This window comes from Mucilaginibacter sp. Mucisp86, from assembly GCF_047324315.1.
In the GTDB taxonomy this organism is placed as follows: domain Bacteria; phylum Bacteroidota; class Bacteroidia; order Sphingobacteriales; family Sphingobacteriaceae; genus Mucilaginibacter.
Genome location: NZ_CP168503.1, coordinates 4,220,013 through 4,236,301, shown reverse-complemented (window position 1 = coordinate 4,236,301; position 16,289 = coordinate 4,220,013). Strand labels below are relative to the sequence as shown.

Below are 16,289 nucleotides of genomic sequence, written 5' to 3'. Positions count from 1 at the left end.
GACTTTCATTGCATAAAGCAACTACTCACCTAATCAACTCAATCAACTACTCACTTCACGACGCTTTTTCGATAGCCGAATCAAAACGGTTAACTGCTGTAACGCCTTTTACTTGTTTTAGGTTTTTAATCAGGGTGTCCAAATGACTGGTGTCGTTAACATATAACATCAGCGACCCTTCAAATATACCATTATCGCTGTCAACTGTTATAGATCTGATGTTTATTTTAAAATCATTTGATATTACGGTGGTAAGCTTGTTGATTAATCCAACCTCATCAATACCGGTAATACGCAGGCCTGTAAGGAAAGCAAGCTCCTGCTGGTTTGTCCAGCGGGCCTTTACTATCCTGTATCCGTAGTTGGCCATTAATTTGGCGGCATTAGGGCAATTGGTACGGTGAATTTTTATACCATCGCTCACGGTAACAAAGCCAAATACGTCATCACCGGGGATAGGATTGCAGCAATTGGCCAGCTTGTAATCAATCTTCTGCATATCCTCGCCAATGAGCAGTATATCACTGTCTTTAGCCTTGATATTTTTGATGAGATTTTGAACCTGTTCCTGGTCAATTTTATCCTGCGGCTTGTTATCAATTACTTTTTCGGATGCCTGGTACTCTTTCAGGTCCTTCATATCAATAATGCCTTTGGCAACATTGTAAAAAAGATCCTGGGTGGCCTGTAGCTTAAAGAAGTAGCTGATCTTTTGCAGATTTTCGGAATTGTAAGTGATCTTGAGCGATTTCATTTTACGCTCCAGTATCTCCTTACCATCTTCAGCAATTTTGCGCTTCTCCTCTTTTAAAGCCGATTTGATCTTGGCTTTAGCCTTGGCGGTAACCACAAAGTTAAGCCAGTCTTCCTTAGGCGTTTGCTTGCTTGAGGTTATGATCTCCACCTGGTCACCGTTTTGCAGCTTATAACTTAGCGGCACCAGTTTGTGGTTCACTTTAGCGCCGATACAACTTGCACCTACATCGGTATGGATCTCGAAGGCAAAATCGAGCGCTGTGGCATTTAACGGCAACTGGATCAGGGCGCCTTTAGGGGTAAAGATGAAAATCTCATCGCTGAAGAGGTTCATCTTAAAGTCGTCGATAAAGTCGAGCGCGTTGGTATCCGGGTTTTTGAGCATCTCGCGCACCTTGTGTACCCATTGGTCAAGACCACTGTCTGTACTGGCCTCTTTGTATTTCCAGTGTGCGGCAAAACCTTTCTCGGCAATCTCATTCATACGCTTGGTGCGGATCTGCACTTCAACCCATTGTCCGCGCGGACCCATCACCGTGGTATGCAATGACTCATAACCATTGGCTTTAGGCGATGAGATCCAGTCGCGCAGCCTGTCGGGATTTGGGCGGTACTGGTCGGTTACTATCGAGTAGGCTTTCCAGCAGTCGGCCTTTTCATGTTCGGGGGCACTATCCAATATGATCCGGATAGCAAAAAGATCGTACACCTCTTCAAAAGGTATCGATTTCTTTTTCATCTTATTCCAGATGGAATGGATGGATTTAGGCCTGCCAAATGTATCGGCCTCAAGCCCCTGACTTTGTAATGATTTATTGATAGGCTCAATAAAATCACGGATAAAACGCTCGCGTTCGGCCTTTTTCTCGTTCAGTTTATTTTTGATGAACTGGTAGGTTTCACGTTCCATGTATTTCATGGAAAGATCCTCCAGTTCAGATTTTATAGCGTACAAACCCAAACGATGGGCAAGCGGCGCATACAGGTAAACCGTTTCTGACGATAATTTCAACTGCTTGTCCCTGGGCATAAATTCCATGGTACGCATATTATGCAGCCTGTCGGCAAGCTTGATCAATATCACCCTTACATCATCGGCAAGGGTAAGCAGCATTTTGCGGAAATTTTCGGCCTGTAATGAGCTGTTGGTATCAAATACACCAGATATTTTGGTAAGGCCATCAATAATTTTGGCAACCTTTTTACCAAACTCCATCTCAATTTCATCAAGCGTCATGTTGGTATCTTCAACCACATCATGCAGCAGGGCACACACTATTGAGGTGGTGCCCAGGCCAATTTCTTCGGCGGCTATCTGGGCAACAGCAATAGGATGGTATATATAGGGTTCACCGCTTTTACGGCGCATATCCTTATGGCTTTCAAGGGCCATATCAAATGCCTTGCGTATCATGCGTTTATCGCCCTTTTGCAGGGTTGATTTACAGGCACGCAATAAAGCACGGTATCTTTTTAGTATCTCGTTCTTCTCGGCTTCCAGGTCTATCACTAAGTCTTTCATGTACGGGGTATTAGCGGTATTCAATCATAAACATGCAGCAAATAAATATTATTGCAGGTATTAGTAAAATACCAAAAAAAATTACATTATTTTTGTATTAAGTAAAAATATGAAATTTATTGGTTTTACGCTGCTGTTATGTTGCTTAATGGGTGCTGCAAAGGCCCAAACAGCTACGCCTGCACCTGTAACCCTTGGCAAAAATGATACCATCAGAACAGCCATGACCAACCTTGACGGTGAGCTTGTACCATGGATAGTTGAGCCGGAGGTTAGAATTGTAGATACCCGTATTTTTGCAAGCGAAGCCGACAGGCTAAATTACCGTCGTTTGCGCTACAATGTAATGAAAGTACTGCCATATGCACGTTTTGCAGGGCAAAGATACCGCCAGTTACAGCGAGACCTTGCCGTTACTGCCGACAGAAAAAAACAAAAGGAATTAGTAAGCACCTGTGAGGGTGAAATAAAAAACCTGTTTAATAAGGAAATCAAGAACCTGACAATTAGTCAGGGAGAGGTTTTAATTAAGCTTATCGACCGCGAAACCGGGCAAACCAGCTTTGCTATGGTTAAAGAATTAAAGGGCGGTTTTAAAGCTTTCATGTTCCAGTCGGTAGCGAGCATATTTGGTCATAACCTCAAAGAAACTTACGACCCGGAAGAACAGAAGGATATCGAGGCCATATTAAACCAGGCCGGGTATAATTCATACAGCAATTAGTTTAATGGATAATAAAAGTATTTACCAGTTTAACGTTAAAATGTTAAACGGTGAAGAGATCAGTCTTTCTGAATATAAAAACAAAGTTCTTTTAATTGTAAATACAGCATCGCAATGCGGCTTTACACCCCAGTTAAAAGAACTGGCAGCCTTAAAAGCCGGGCTTGCCGGCAAGGATTTTGAAATCCTCGCATTCCCCTCAAATGATTTTGGAGGCCAGGAACCTTTGGATGGCGAAGCTATTGCTGTTTTTTGCGAAAACTTTGGCGCTAATTATCCCATATTTGAAAAGATACGGGTACGTGGCCCTTACGCTGATCCCTTGTATCAATTTTTTGCCGATAAAAAAGAGAACGGAAATGTGCGCTCGGTTCCGCGCTGGAACTTCCACAAGTTTTTGATAGATAAGGAGGGGCATGTGGTTGATTTTTACTATCCTTTTACTAAGCCCAACTCATCAAAAATCAGGCGAAAGATTGACCGCCTGCTGACAGCGGCGTCTGACCAATGAATTACTTTTGCGCATGCTTAAATTAGATATATTAGTTTTATCTGTACACCCCGATGATGCTGAATTAGGTTGTGCCGGTACAATTTTAAAACATATTGCCCTTGGCTATAAGGTTGGTATTGTTGACCTTACCCGTGGTGAGCTGGGCACCCGTGGCTCTGCCGAAATCCGTAAACAGGAAGCCGCTGCTGCTGCCGAAATATTGGGCTTAGCCGTACGTGAAAACCTTGGTCTGCCCGATGCTTTTTTTGAAAACACCCGCGAGCACCAGGTAAAAGTTATTGAAGCAATCCGGAAATTTCGCCCGTCTATTGTGATAACCAACGCATACCATGACCGCCACCCCGACCATGGCCGCGCCAATGAGCTTGTAGAAGCTGCAGCATTTTTAGCAGGTTTGCGCAAAATAGAAACATTTGATGCTGATGGCCTGCCACAAGAAGCATGGCGGCCGGATATGGTATTGCATTTTATACAGGATAATTATATAACCCCTGATATATTAATTGACGTAACAGAGCACTGGGATAAAAAAATAGAAAGTATCTATGCTTACGGATCACAGTTTTATAACCCAAGCTGGGAAGGCGAACCGCAAACCTATATTTCAACGCCCGATTTTATTGAAATAGTTACCGGCCGTGCACGCGAGTTTGGCAAAAGTATCCAGGCAAAATATGCCGAAGGTTTTACCAGCAGAAAGATTTTAGGGGTAGATAATTTATTTAATCTTAAATAATATTATATTAACTATAAATTACATATACATAAAATCAATTAAATAGAAAAGGAGCCTGGTTTTCAGGCTCCTTTTCTATTTAAGCAAGCAAGTATAATGATACTTATGCCCTAATATATTCAAAGCGATTATTTTCATTACTTCTCTCTCTCCTTAGCTTATTTTCATTGGCTAATTTGAGGAGGATGCCCGACAACTCAGATGTTTTAAAATCAGAGTCGTATTGTTCTTTACAATAGTTGGCAATTGATGAAATAGAACGCTGGCTATCAAAAAAATCGGTATTTAACAATTGATTAAGTATTTTAGTAGCACCGGGTTTCTTACGTCCCGAAATAACTCCGCCTTCATCTTCAATACGTAATTTCCTTGTTTTTTTACCAAACATTTCAACACCTTCGGCATCTACTTTCTCCGATTCGATCATAACTTCCAGTAAACGGTCGATGATCCGGACCTGCACAGCCTCCGATTTGAATGAGTTTACAACCTCGGCTACTTCAACCAGTTGTTTCTTTAATTTCTCTATGTGTTTGCTCATGGTGCTTGAAATAGAACTACGTCACTTTAATAGGGTTGCAACAAATCTAACTGGAATAATAACAAAAAATATAGCGTATTTTGGAAAAAAAGTAGCGTATTTTAATATCTTTTGTTTTTTACAAATAATAGATGCAGTTTTTGCCTTATTAAATATTAGTTAATTCTATCCGCTCCATGACCGGATTTAGCTGTAGCCGGGATTGACTTTCTTTACTTTTTTGTTAAAAAGTGGCTGAGATCTGTTCAAGCATCTCTAAACCTATATCAATATGACTTTTTTCAATGATCAGCGCAGGGCGGAAACGCACGCTCCTTTCGCCGCAGCCAAGGTACATAATATTATTATCAAAACCTTTTTTAATAAAACTATCTCTTGTTGTTTTATCCGGAAAATCAAAAGCTGTGAGCAGTCCCTTTCCTCGTACATTACTTACAACCGGATGGCGTTCAGCAATTTCACCTAAGCCATTTTGCAGGTATTCTCCCATCACCGCGGCGTTATCACAAAGGTTGTCCTCTTCAATAATTTCCATTATTTTAGACGAGCGCACCATATCAACCAGGCTGCCGCCCCAGGTTGAATTTATGCGCGATGATACTTTAAACACATTATCTTCAACCTCGTCAATGCGCCGGCCGGCTAATATGCCGCAAACCTGCATCTTTTTGCCAAAGGCAATAATATCGGGGCGGGCCTTTTCACCAAAATGTTCGTGGCACCAGAATTTGCCGGTTAAACCAACGCCCGTTTGCACCTCATCATATACCAGCAATGCTTCATACTCATCGGCAAGCTCGCGCAGTTTTTCTAAAAACTCCCTACGCACATGGTTATCACCTCCTTCTGATTGTACCGGCTCAATTATTATGGCGCATATATCATCCTTATTATCTTCAAATGCCTTCCTGATCTGTGCTACCGATAATTGTTCCCTTCTTAACAAATCTTCGTGGTTAGCATCACTGTATGGGAAGTTCATATAAGGTACCGATACCCGGGGCCAGTCAAACTTGGCAAACCACTTGGTTTTATTGGGCAGCGTATTGGTAAGGCTCAGGGTATAACCCGAGCGGCCATGAAAAGCGTGCTCAAAATGCAATACTTTAAAACCTTTTTCTTTGGTATAGCCCCTGGCAAAGTTCTTCTGCACTTTCCAATCCATCGCTACTTTAAGCGCATTTTCAATAGCCAGTGCACCACCTGCTATAAAAAAAGCGTGCGGCAGATATTCCGGGATGCCTATTCTGTCAAACGTTTCAACAAACTGGGCGTATTGCGTTGTGTAGATATCTGAATTTGATGGGTTGGTTAAAGCCGCAAGCATGAGGTTTTTCTTAAACTCTTCATCATTCAGCATTTTGGGATGATTGTAGCCCAAAGGCACGGAAGCAAAACAGGTAAAAAAGTCAAGCAGCGTGCGGTTATATTTTGCGTCATAAATATAAACACCCTTACTTTTTTCCATATCAAAAGTGAGGTCGAAGCCATCGGCCAGTACATGCTTTTGAAGCGAAGCCTGGACATCCTGCGGAGAAACAAGTAGGTTGTACATATCAATTGGGTTTATTACAAATTTAACAAAAACCCCTTAAAATCAAAATTTAAGCGGTTTTTGAACCGATTGACCAAAAAGTAACTTTAAATTGTTTAAAGTTACTTTTTGTACCAAACTTGAAAGTGGTACACCCGTTTTAACCACAACATTCGTAAAAAACGATAGGTGAAAATTGCTTTTTTCTGCCGGTTATAGCTAAAATCATTTGATGCATAAGCTTTACTCATGCTGTTATACCTTAATAAATTTTTCTTTTTAATTAATTTGACACCGGTTGAATATTTTAATACTAAATTCGTAGCGGATACAACCAAAGGGTGTATTAATAATTATGGGAGAGAAACCATTATCTGCCAATAAGCCAATGTCCGCCCCATCACCAAACTCCGGTGAGCTTACAAGCTGGGATTTGCTTGAGGACCTGCCTGTTGCTGTTTATACCTGTAATAAGGAAGGTTATATAACCTCCTATAATAAGGCGGCGGTAAAACTTTGGGGTAAAACACCCGAACCGCAAATAGATAAATGGTATGTAAACTGGGAGATATTTAATCCAGACGGTACCCCATTATTACCAGACGAGACACCGGCCGGGAGAGTGCTAAAATACGGAAAGCCTATAAAGCAGCAGGAAATACTTATAAAACGCCCCGATGGAAGTATAAGCAATATATTATCCAATCCTAAGCCCCGCTTTAATGAAAAAGGCGAACTAACGGGCGCCGCTAATACACTGATAGATATTACCGAACAAAAAAATGCCGAAGCAAAACAAGGCATGCTGGCATCTATCATTGAATCATCTGAAGATGCCATTGTAAGCAAAGACCTCAATGGCATTATTACCAGTTGGAACCATGCAGCACAACGTTTATTTGGTTATACCGAAGATGAAATTATAGGCAAACATATCACCATTTTGATCCCTGAAGACCGCTATGATGAAGAAGAAGTAATCATTAGTAAAATACGGGCCAACGAACGTATAGAACATTTTGAAACCATACGTAAAACAAAAAGCGGCGAGGAAATACAAATCTCGCTCACCATATCCCCAATAAGGAACAGGGCTAACAAGGTAATTGGAGCATCAAAAATAATACGTGATATAGGCAGGCAAAAAAAATCGGAAGAAAGACTGCAGCAATATGCCGAACGATTGGAGATTTTAAATTCAATAGGCCAGGTTATTTCGGCCGAACTGGATATTCAAAGCATCCTGCAAAAAGTTACTGATGCCACTACGCAGTTGTGCGGAGCGCAGTTTGGCGCTTTTTTTCATAACCTGGTTAATGAGCAGGGCGAATCATATACGTTGTTCACACTTTCGGGCGCACCACGTGAGGCATTTGAAAAATTTGGAATGCCGCGCAACACTGCAGTTTTTCACCCCACTTTTAGCGGAGAGGGAACGGTGAGGGTTGATGATATTACCAAAGATCCGCGTTACGGCAAGAATGCACCACATTTCGGCAAGCCCAAGGGGCACCTGCCCGTGATAAGTTACCTGGCTGTGCCAGTAAGAGGTAAATCGGGCGAGGTAATTGGTGGTTTATTTTTTGGACATGAACAACCAGCCAGGTTTACCAAAGAACACGAACATCTTGTTTTAGCTGTTGCAGCCCAGGCAGCGGTAGCCCTTGACAATGCCAAGCTTTACGAAAACATTAAAGAGCTTAATGAAAAAAAAGACGAATTTATAGGCCTTGCAAGCCATGAATTAAAAACCCCGGTTACCAGCCTCAAAGGATACCTGCAGATCATAGCACGCAATTTATCTCCCGATGATAAAAACAAGGTGCTTGCTAACCGGGCGCTGGAACAGGTGGGTAAACTAACCACCCTGATATCGGATTTGCTTGATGTTACTAAAATTCAAACCGGTAAGCTTCCTTTTACCTATGCTAATTTTGATGTGATAAAGCTGATTAACGATTTGAAGGAGATCTTACAGCAAACCGGCCCATCTCATCAACTTATTTTAAATTTACCTGCCCGGGAATTAATTATTCACGCCGATAGCCAGCGTATTGAGCAGGTGATCATCAATCTGGTAACAAACGCTATTAAGTACTCGCCTAAGGCGGATAAAGTGATCATCGAAGCTGTTGTAACCGACAATAAACTCAGGGTATCGGTACAGGATTTTGGTATCGGAATTCAGCCGGATCAACTGGAACGTATTTTTTCGCGCTTTTACCGGGTTGAAAATTTAGCTTCCCATATGTCGGGATTAGGGATAGGCTTATACATATCACAGGAAATAATTAACCGTCACCAGGGCAGGCTTTGGGTTGAAAGTATCTACGGTGCAGGATCAACCTTTTACTTTGAGATCCCAATAAACACGAATGATCGGCATGATGCCTAACAATTAAAACGAATTACGCGAATTATTCTGATTTGTATAAATTCGAACCCATTGGCGTAATTAATACTATCTAATTCCAATTCGAGAAAATTCGAACCCATTCGCGTAATTAGTGCTAATTAAACTTTTCTTTCATCCCCAGTAAACACGAATGATTTGCATGACACCTAACAATTAGAACGAATTACACGAATTAACCACGTTCGCGAAAATTCGAACCCATTCGAGTAATTAGTGTTATTTAAATTTTTCTTTCATCCCCAATAATCCCCAGATACCCCCGCTGTGAATTGCCAGGATCTTACTGCCGGGTTCAAAGCGCCCTTTGGCGATCAGGTCATACAAGGCATACATCATTTTGCCGGTATAAACAGGCTCTATCAATATGCCTGTTTCGGGTACAAATTGTTTAATATAACTGATAAGCGCATCATTTGCCTTACCATATCCGCCAAAGTGATAATCGGTGTGGATATCATAATTTGCCGGGGCGGTTAAAAAACGGTCTATTTCTTCCCTAATAAAACCACCGTTTTTAAATACCGGTACCGCGTTAAATTTTGTTTTAAACTGATGGTTGTTTAATCCGTTAATGATACCAGCCGCAGTTGTACCTGTACCGCAGGCGCAAAAAATATGGTCGTAGGTTTCGGTGAGTTCATTAACCAGTTCACTGCAGCCTTTGGCCCCTTCGGCAGATGCCCCGCCTTCGTCAATAAAAAAAGCTTGCTCATCATGTCCGAAATATTGATTGAACAGGGCTGGTTTATCACGATAGCTGTCACGATCAGTAAACTGCAATTTCATACCATGCAGACGGCATAAAAATAGGGTATCATTATCAACTTCCTCACCACGAACAATCCCTGTTGATTTAAAGCCAAACTTCGCCGCCGCAGCAGCCGTAGCCATCAGGTGGTTGGAGTAGGCTCCGCCAAAAGTTACAAGATGTGTTTTCCCTTCGGTTTGAGCTTTTTTAAGTACATATTTGAGTTTACGCCATTTATTGCCCGATATCATAGGGTGGATAAGATCATCGCGCTTGATAAAAACTTTTACGCCGCAGCTATCAAACAAAGGGTTATTGATTTGCTGTACCGGGCTAAAAATTTCAAGATCAATGTTCATAAAATAATACGGCGTTAATGCTATTGCAATATTACGTTTAACCTACCACAAAAAACGATTACTTTTGCGCCTCAAATGGCACACGAACCCGAACTTATAGAGCAGGAAGAACAGGACTTGTACGAGCACTTACGCGTAGTGGTTGACAAGGGCCAGTCGCTTTTGCGGATTGACAAATTTTTGATGCACCGCGTAGAGAATGCCTCACGCAACCGCATTCAAAATGCTATTGAACTGGGTAATGTACTGGTGAACGATAAAACCATCAAAGCAAGCTATAAAGTAAAGCCGCTTGATGTGATTTCGGTAGTATTACCGCACCCGCCCCGCGATACAGAAGTTTACCCCGAAAACATCCCCATCAATATCATTTATGAAGATGATGATGTGCTGGTTGTTGATAAAGAAGCGGGCATGGTGGTACACCCCGGCTATAACAATTACACAGGCACACTGGTTAACGCGCTTGTTTATCATTTTCAGCAATTGCCAACCCTGCCGGGTAATGATGGCCGCCCGGGCCTTGTGCACCGTATTGACAAGGATACCTCAGGCTTGCTGCTCATCAGCAAAAATGAGCGCGCCATGAACTGGCTGGCTAAGCAATTTTTTGATCATACCATCACCCGTAAATACATAGCCTTAGTTTGGGGCGATCTGCCTGAGGATGGCACCGTAACGGGCTATATTGGCCGTAGTGTGGCCGACAGAAGGGTAATGTCGATATACGATGACCCCGAAAAAGGCAAATGGTCGGTAACCCATTATAAAGTATTGGAACGAATGGGCTATGTTACGTTGATAGAATGCCAGCTGGAAACCGGTCGTACCCACCAGATCAGGGCGCATATGAGGCATATCGGTCACCCATTATTCAGTGATGCTACATACGGTGGTGATAAAATTTTAAAAGGAACCATGTTCAGCAAGTACAAGCAGTTTGTTGAAAACTGTTTTGAGCTGATGCCAAGGCAGGCCCTGCATGCGCAAACACTGGGCTTTTTACACCCCACATTAAAAAAACAGGTGCATTTTGAATCGCCTCTGCCTGCTGATTTTGAAGCAGTACTTACAAAATGGCGAAAATACAGTGATACCGATACGAAGTAACAGACGTTTAATACCGATAACCAGTTTAAGCACAATCAAATTATAATATCTACCTGTCCATGATGCCCGTATTCATCAATTTTAACGGCGAATATCTCCCTCAAAACACACCATTGCTTTCCATTGGCAACAGGGGCTTCAAATATGGCGACGGCCTATTTGAAAGCATGCGGTTAATGAAGGGGAAACTGAAATTTGCCGAACTGCATGCCGACAGGCTTCAACGCGGTATGAAGGCCCTTAAAATTGATGGTTATTCGCAAATGGATACCTGGTTTTTAAACGATATTGTTAATGAGCTTGCCCGCAGGAATAAAGTAAAGCACGGCAGGCTGCGCTTAACTGTTTACCGTGACGCAGAGGGCCTGTATACCCCCACCCAAAACAAAATGGGTTATTGCCTGGAGTTAACCCCATCAGAAGAGCCCCGGTATTTTTTGAATGAGAAAGGCCTGATCATGGATGTATTTACGGAGCTTCCCAAGCCATCCAATTACCTGTCGAACATTAAAACCTGCAACTCGCTTATTTACGTAATGGCGAGCCTGTATAAAACCCAGAATAAACTGGATGATGTTTTTTTGCTGAACCAAAACGGCAACCTCTGCGAGGCCAGCAGCTCCAACATTTTCATTAACTACCAAAACCATTTATATACCCCGGCACTAAGCGAGGGCTGCGTTGAAGGCGTTATGCGCCATGTGGTGATTAAACTGGCAAAAGAAAATAATATTGAGATAACAGAAGCCCAGATCAATCCCGACATCTTATACGAAGCCGATGAAGTGTTTTTAACCAACGCTACCCGCGGTATACAAACCGTAATGGGCTTTGGCGTAAGGCGTTATTTTAATCAGTATAGTAAGGTGCTGATGGATGAGTTGAATAAATTGTAGGGTATTTAGTTTTTTTACCGATTGTCATTTCGACGAACCTGTTGGGGAATGAGCGTTAGTGTGAGGAGAAATCTTGTACGCCATGTACAATTGCTTTGCAGGGCGCGTAAGATTTCTCTTTCGCCCCGGCGCTCTGTTTCTCCGCAGTTCTATCGAATTGACAATTTTTACAGAATATATGTTTAAAGTGAACTTACTTCCTGTATTTTAATCGCCTCCAAAATCCCATCCCAAAGTGCAATACGTGCCTGCAAAGCTTCTTTAACAGCCGTAGTAGCCTCCGCCCATTTGCTGTCATCCTCCCCACAAAGTTCAGCGGTCATTTGATAGGCGAGTTGCGAATGGTGATCGCCATCTACTTCAATATGGCGCTCGAGGTAATATAGCAGGATATCAACCTTACCAGGCAATTGCCGGCTTAGTTCTTTAACGATGCTTACAAACATATCCGGGATCAGATCTTCACGACCAAAGGTGAATACCGCTGCCTGCAGGTAATCTTTGTTGGTATCTATTACATCAAAAGTATGCTGCACAAAGTTGCGTGCAGCAACCGGAATGTTGGCTATGATCAGCGCCTCATCGATATGCTTACCGAAATTCAATTCGTTAAACAGGTTATTGATACCTTCGGCTGTACTACCGGCTTGCTGCATAGCGCGCAGATAAAGCTCAAAATGGCTTGCGCGATTACCTTGCTCGTCGATATCACTTTCCTCGCCGGCAACAATTTCATTGATCAGGTAACGGGTATTGGCATTGCCTGTAGGCATCCATGGCGTAACGGTGCAGGTAAGCTTTTGCTGCAAAGCTTTCAGCAACGACATAAAATCCCAAACAGCAAACACATGATGCTCCATAAAAACGGTAAGCTCATCAAGCAAAGTGATATTTTTATAAAGCTCATGACTGATAAGCTGATCGCGTAAAGGCTGGATCTCGTTTTTTAACTGTGCAATGCGGTTACTGTAATTTGCCATGTATCAATAAAATTATATGGGCAGCAAAAATAGTAAACAGGGTGATTATTAATGAAGTGATTATTTTTTTTGACGGGATGGTGATAGGACAGGATAGTTTTATCAAAGGCGTAGCATTTTGTAGTAAGAGAACAGTATATTTAATTATGAAAACCGTTACCCTATCGCTTATTGCGATGCTCTTGATATTAGCATCATGTAATCACATTTCTTCCCAAAAAGCAGATCAGCAAACAGGAGTTCCGAAGCCTCTACAGGATAATATCGATGACTACAGCATAAAAAAATCGAGAGGAGATAATCTATTACAAGACATTTATGTCGATCAGGTAGAAAAGCAACCAGAACTGCAAAATCTGGAAAACTTAATGAAGCATTTTTACGATGGATTACCTGATAGCCTGAAGAGTTTTCAAATTTATGACAATAAATCTACCGCCTACTACAGATCAGCTAACGACGCATTAAATAATATGCAGGACACCGTTTTAAGGGATCGTTTACGTGCGTTAATTAATGAGAGTAAGCATAAATATCTTGATACCATCAAAAGGTTTTCAACTTTAATGGCACATATCGACAGTAATAAAATAAAGATCGAGGATTATCATACTGTTTTAAAAATCGTTACCACACTTCCTGTTATCGAAAACTATCAATATAAAAATCTGCCAGATATTAAAAGCGTGGCAAATCTGGCCAATGAAGCCCAACGGTTAAAAGCCAAAACAATTCAATTGGCAAATAAACATTAGGATCACAGGTATTAATTGAGATGTGCTTGAAGACAGTTAATTTAGATGTGACTAAGGACAAGCTGCCCCAGAGGGCAATGTCATTAAGTTAAGAGTTTTAGAGGCTGCACCAGAGGTGCAAAAGGTTTGTAGAAATAGAAATGAATTGGATTTTTAGTGTGCCAGAGGTACACAACTCCGATGTTCCGTACCTCTGGCACGGTTATTCTCGGTATATTATGTGCTACAAACCTGTTCCCCCTCTGGGGGATTTTCTTAACTTAATGACATTGCCCAGAGGGGCAGCTAGGCTTAGTTACTGGTTAACCGATTTGTAAAATCTAAATTACTAAAACACTGAAAGCCTGATCTTAATAACCTCATCACCTGCCCACCACTATCTTCTCCCCCATCCGCACTGTAATATCCGACCCGAGTGCATAAAAAGCAGAGACAGGCTCTTTTTCAAGATATGGTTTAAAAGCTTCTCCATACAGCGCCATAACATCAGCATCAAAAACATAATCACGCACCAGGCCTGTTTGCCATGAAATATGCTCAACCTGGTATTCCATAGTTTGGGTGGCGCTTAAACCGTTGTATCCCCAGTAGTGTTCTAAAATAAACTCCTCCGGGCTTCCGGATTTAATATCAACTAACTCATTACTTGCAGTAGCGCCAAGCCTGTTCCACCGGCCGTTTAATTTCCACTCATATAAAAATTGGGTATGGTTATCTGCAGACGCGGTAATAGAACTACGCATGGGCAGTGCACGGTAATGTTCTTTATAAAGATTGTTGGCAATAAGCACAATCATCGTTTTAGGCACTATTTCGCTTATAAAAACAGCTCCCCGCTTCCATTCTTTACCGTTGAAATATCTAACATAAAACCGAAGGTTCACCTCTTCAAAGTTCACATGCCATGGCCATTTGAGGCCCATAACCTGCGTATCCAGAAACATGAAGCCAACCATACTCACCAGGGCTTTTCCTTCCCATAAATCGAGTACTGTACCTGCCGGGATGTAAGGTTTTAGTATCGCGGCATCAACTTCGTAATTGAGCATTACGAGGTTTTTCCACTGCGCTTTTAAAAATTCGCTTTTAGCCATAAAAAGAAAAATCCCGCCTTGTTTACCGGCGGGATTCATTTAACAATGATTATTTTTTATAATATTTCATAGCCTCGGGTATGAGGTTCTGGATATCGGCAATGCGGGTAGCATCAGCAGGGTGAGTGCTCAAAAACTCAGGGGGTGCTCCGCCTTTGTTTTGGGCTGCCATGCGTTGCCAAAAAGCAATGGCATTATGCGGATCATAACCGGCCATAGCCATAAAGGTTAAACCCAAACGGTCTGCCTCCGACTCCTGTTTACGGGAATAGGCCAACAATTTCAACTGGCTTCCAACACCATATAAAGTACTTATAGCAGTTTGTGTAGCCTGCGACTGCTGGCTTGTAGCGACACCTACCAGCTGTCCGCCTCCTTGTACCAGCATTTCCTGCGAAATCCTTTCGGCCGAGTGACGGGCAATGGCATGACCAATTTCGTGGCCCATAACTACGGCAAGGTAAGCATCGGTATTAGCTACGGGTAATAAACCGCTGTAAACAGCCACTTTACCGCCGGGCATACACCAGGCGTTAACCTCGCTGCTCTGGATCAGGTTAAACTCCCAATTAAAGCTATACTGATCGCCATAACCGTTGTCTTTAAGGTACTTTTCAATAGCTGTAGCCAACCTGTTACCAATAACTTTAACGCGTTGAGCATCGGAGCCGGTGGTTACCACCTTAGTTTTGGGATCGGTAAGCAGTTGTTTGTAGCTTGCTGCGGCCGATTGGTTTACTTCGGCATCGCCAACAAGGCTTAATTGTTTACGGCCGGTTAGCGGCACAGTTGAACACGAAAAGATAGCCATCGCGGCTATCAGGACTAATAAAGGTTTAAACTTTTTCATGGTGATCAGGCAGTTGTTGTTTTCTTTTTAAAAAAATTAACTTTCGATTCTTTGCCCCTTATTAAGCGCTCTATATTTTTTTGGTGGGTTACCAGCACAAGCACGCAAATGCACATGCCATAAATTACTATCGACCGGATAGGTGTCGGAAAAACAAATGTAACGCCTATAGGATAAGTAAAGGCAGCTGCAATTGAACTCAGCGACACATATTTTGAAATCAATAATACCGTTATAAATACAATTACACACAGTAAGGCGGCATGAAAATGTATAGCCAAAATCATTCCAAACAAGGTTGCAACACCCTTGCCCCCTCTAAAACCCGCAAAAATCGGGAACAGGTGGCCCATAACCGCTGCTATGCCTAAAGCAAGCTCATAATTGGTATATGCGGTTGAATTGATGGCACCAGTGGCAGATGCCCCAATGAAATAAGCAAAATTAGTTGCTGCCCAGCCTTTAAATATATCAAGCATCATCACCGGGATGCCTGCTTTTTTACCAAGCACACGAAAAGTATTTGTAGCACCTGCGTTACCGCTTCCGTACTCGCGTACATCCACATTGTAAAAAGCCATACCTATCCAAACAGCCGTAGGTATTGAGCCGCACAGATAAGCCATTATAAGCGCTGTAACAGAGTAAACGGTTATCATTCTCCTGCAATATTACAAAATTGAAGCGGTAAAAGCGTTTTAATCTCAGCGCTTTTACCACTAAACTTTGTTTAACAATATGTTACTTGATGTTT

At 42.1% G+C, this 16,289-nt stretch carries 15 protein-coding genes; 7 read left to right on the top strand and 8 right to left on the bottom strand.

The window, feature by feature from the left end; all coding sequences use genetic code 11:
• Positions 1-55: 55 nt before the first annotated feature.
• Positions 56-2,278, bottom strand: coding sequence for a RelA/SpoT family protein (locus ACEN9X_RS17995; RefSeq protein ID WP_091222197.1), 2,223 nt, complete (start codon positions 2,276-2,278; stop codon positions 56-58).
• Positions 2,279-2,387: 109 nt separating this feature from the next.
• On the opposite strand from ACEN9X_RS17995, the gene ACEN9X_RS17990 reads away from it, so the two are divergent.
• Genes ACEN9X_RS17990 through bshB1 form a run of 3 tightly spaced genes read left to right on the top strand, consistent with a single transcriptional unit; the run spans position 2,388 to position 4,252 of the window.
• Positions 2,388-3,002 (top strand): DUF4294 domain-containing protein, encoded by a 615-nt coding sequence (locus tag ACEN9X_RS17990; RefSeq protein ID WP_274987065.1) that lies wholly within the window; start codon positions 2,388-2,390, stop codon positions 3,000-3,002.
• Positions 3,003-3,006: 4 nt separating this feature from the next.
• A complete protein-coding gene (locus tag ACEN9X_RS17985; protein ID WP_413666429.1) occupies positions 3,007-3,513 on the top strand; it encodes a glutathione peroxidase in 507 nt (168 codons plus the stop codon).
• A gap of 13 nt (positions 3,514-3,526) precedes the next feature.
• Complete coding sequence (gene bshB1, locus ACEN9X_RS17980) at positions 3,527-4,252, top strand: bacillithiol biosynthesis deacetylase BshB1 (protein ID WP_413666428.1); 726 nt, start codon at positions 3,527-3,529, stop codon at positions 4,250-4,252.
• A gap of 103 nt (positions 4,253-4,355) precedes the next feature.
• Here the strand turns inward: bshB1 and ACEN9X_RS17975 are convergent, their stop codons facing one another.
• Both ACEN9X_RS17975 and lat read right to left on the bottom strand, forming a co-directional pair.
• Complete coding sequence (locus ACEN9X_RS17975) at positions 4,356-4,793, bottom strand: hypothetical protein (RefSeq protein ID WP_413666427.1); 438 nt, start codon at positions 4,791-4,793, stop codon at positions 4,356-4,358.
• Positions 4,794-5,016: 223 nt separating this feature from the next.
• Positions 5,017-6,348 carry an L-lysine 6-transaminase gene (gene lat, locus ACEN9X_RS17970; RefSeq protein WP_413666426.1) on the bottom strand — a complete coding sequence of 444 codons (1,332 nt, stop codon included), beginning with the start codon at positions 6,346-6,348 and terminating at the stop codon, positions 5,017-5,019.
• A gap of 334 nt (positions 6,349-6,682) precedes the next feature.
• Between lat and ACEN9X_RS17965 the strand changes: the two genes are divergently transcribed.
• Positions 6,683-8,722 (top strand): PAS domain S-box protein, encoded by a 2,040-nt coding sequence (locus ACEN9X_RS17965; RefSeq protein ID WP_413666425.1) that lies wholly within the window; start codon positions 6,683-6,685, stop codon positions 8,720-8,722.
• 237 nt (positions 8,723-8,959) lie between these two features.
• Here ACEN9X_RS17965 and ACEN9X_RS17960 read toward each other — a convergent pair whose 3' ends face one another.
• Positions 8,960-9,850 (bottom strand): 1-aminocyclopropane-1-carboxylate deaminase/D-cysteine desulfhydrase, encoded by an 891-nt coding sequence (locus ACEN9X_RS17960; RefSeq protein ID WP_413666424.1) that lies wholly within the window; start codon positions 9,848-9,850, stop codon positions 8,960-8,962.
• A gap of 75 nt (positions 9,851-9,925) precedes the next feature.
• Between ACEN9X_RS17960 and ACEN9X_RS17955 the strand changes: the two genes are divergently transcribed.
• Both ACEN9X_RS17955 and ACEN9X_RS17950 read left to right on the top strand, forming a co-directional pair.
• Positions 9,926-10,960 (top strand): RluA family pseudouridine synthase, encoded by a 1,035-nt coding sequence (locus tag ACEN9X_RS17955; protein ID WP_413666423.1) that lies wholly within the window; start codon positions 9,926-9,928, stop codon positions 10,958-10,960.
• Positions 10,961-11,019: 59 nt separating this feature from the next.
• Positions 11,020-11,856, top strand: a complete 837-nt coding sequence (locus ACEN9X_RS17950; protein WP_413666422.1) for an aminotransferase class IV — start codon at positions 11,020-11,022, stop codon at positions 11,854-11,856.
• Positions 11,857-12,038: 182 nt separating this feature from the next.
• Here ACEN9X_RS17950 and ACEN9X_RS17945 read toward each other — a convergent pair whose 3' ends face one another.
• Positions 12,039-12,836, bottom strand: a complete 798-nt coding sequence (locus ACEN9X_RS17945; protein WP_413666421.1) for a DUF3050 domain-containing protein — start codon at positions 12,834-12,836, stop codon at positions 12,039-12,041.
• Positions 12,837-12,877: 41 nt separating this feature from the next.
• Here ACEN9X_RS17945 and ACEN9X_RS17940 point away from each other — a divergent pair, with 41 nt between their 5' ends.
• On the top strand, positions 12,878-13,591 hold the full coding sequence (locus ACEN9X_RS17940; RefSeq protein WP_413666420.1) for a hypothetical protein: 714 nt from the start codon (positions 12,878-12,880) through the stop codon (positions 13,589-13,591).
• 362 nt (positions 13,592-13,953) lie between these two features.
• Here the strand turns inward: ACEN9X_RS17940 and ACEN9X_RS17935 are convergent, their stop codons facing one another.
• From ACEN9X_RS17935 to plsY, 3 genes are read right to left on the bottom strand one after another with little or no spacing between them, the layout of a single operon-like run.
• Positions 13,954-14,724: a YqjF family protein gene (locus ACEN9X_RS17935; RefSeq protein ID WP_413666419.1), complete on the bottom strand. Its 771-nt coding sequence runs from the start codon at positions 14,722-14,724 to the stop codon at positions 13,954-13,956.
• A gap of 10 nt (positions 14,725-14,734) precedes the next feature.
• Entirely contained in the window at positions 14,735-15,535 is an 801-nt protein-coding gene (locus tag ACEN9X_RS17930) for a M48 family metallopeptidase (protein WP_413666418.1), read from the bottom strand.
• 5 nt (positions 15,536-15,540) lie between these two features.
• Positions 15,541-16,194 carry a glycerol-3-phosphate 1-O-acyltransferase PlsY gene (gene plsY, locus ACEN9X_RS17925; protein ID WP_413666417.1) on the bottom strand — a complete coding sequence of 218 codons (654 nt, stop codon included), beginning with the start codon at positions 16,192-16,194 and terminating at the stop codon, positions 15,541-15,543.
• Positions 16,195-16,289 lie beyond the last annotated feature (95 nt).